We start from the raw sequence: 1,159 nt of genomic DNA on the forward strand, positions 1-1,159 counted from the left end.
CGGTGGCGGTGGCGGTGGGGCTCGCAGTCGGACATCGAGCGCTGGCACCGGCCCCTCGCGGGGCAGCTTCGCAGGCCGCAGCGGCGGGCGGCGGATCCCGTCGATCTCGGGAGGCGTCCAGTCCGCCCGCGCCGGGATCTCCCGCGGCAGTCACTCCCTCGACTCCATGGCCCAAGACATCGCCGGCGATGTTCCGGGCCGTCCCTTCGCAACGAACGAGGTCATGAAGTGAGCACCACCAGCGCACCCATGCGTCGCCGCCAGACCTACGTGATCGGCCCCGTCCCGAAGGAATCGTTCCTACTGGGCCTGAACATCGCCGCAAGCGTCTACCTCTTCGGCTGCGCCCTGATGGGTGTCGGCGTGCTCTCGATCGCCGACAACAAGCTCTACGCCCTCGCCTTCATCGGCGTCATGGCCATCACCGCGCTACCGCTGATTCTGCGGTTCCAACGCAAAACCTATTACCAGTGGATCGCCCTGTCCGTGCAGTGGCTGATCCACCTGTCGAAAGGCGAGAACTTGTACCTCTCCGGACGTTTCTCCCGCGTTCCCGGCGGCACCAACCGCCTGCCCGGCGTGCTCTACGACAGCGTCCTGCACGACGGCTGGGTCCAACATCAGTCCCGGCAGAAGTTCGGGGTCATCGAGATGCCCAAGACCCACCAATTCACCATCGTCATCGAATGCTGGCCCCAGGGCAACGAAGCCATCGACCAGGACGCAGTCGACAATTCGGTGTTCTCCTGGGGTGCGGCGGTCAACTTCATCTCCCAGACCGGCGACGTCGACGGTGTCACCGTCGTGATCGAGAACGGCCCCGAGTCCGGCAACCGGCTCCGCCGCGAAGTGCGGTCGATGGCCCACGAAGACGGTTTCTACGGCGGAGAACTCCCCGCACGCATGATGCTCGAGTCCGCGGAATACCTCGCCACCGGCACACCGCGACTGTGGGCACGGGTGGCCATCACCTACCGGGCCGCGACCGCGAGCCGACGAAAGGACCCGGGCGAGCAGATCAAGGAACTGGCACGCCGAATCGGCGGTGTCCTGACCGTGCTCAACGAAGCACAGCTCAACCCGCGACTGCTCGCCTCGGACGAGATCGTCTCGTTCGTCAAACACGCCTACACCCCGGCCGCATTGGACGATCTCGAAC

The 1,159-nt window shown here is 65.7% G+C and carries 2 protein-coding genes; both read left to right on the forward strand.

Translation table 11 applies throughout. The annotated features are described in order from the left end of the window. Nucleotides 1–232: hypothetical protein (locus J1M87_RS26525; protein WP_206492676.1), on the forward strand; the 232-nt coding region annotated here is incomplete at its 5' end. Continuing rightward, on the forward strand, nucleotides 229–1,159 hold a 931-nt coding region (locus J1M87_RS26530), incomplete at its 3' end, for an SCO6880 family protein (protein WP_374222425.1). The genes J1M87_RS26525 and J1M87_RS26530, both read left to right, overlap by 4 nt.

Origin of the sequence: Rhodococcus sp. KRD162, from assembly GCF_017168335.1 — a bacterium.
In the GTDB taxonomy this organism is placed as follows: Bacteria; Actinomycetota; Actinomycetes; order Mycobacteriales; family Mycobacteriaceae; genus Rhodococcoides.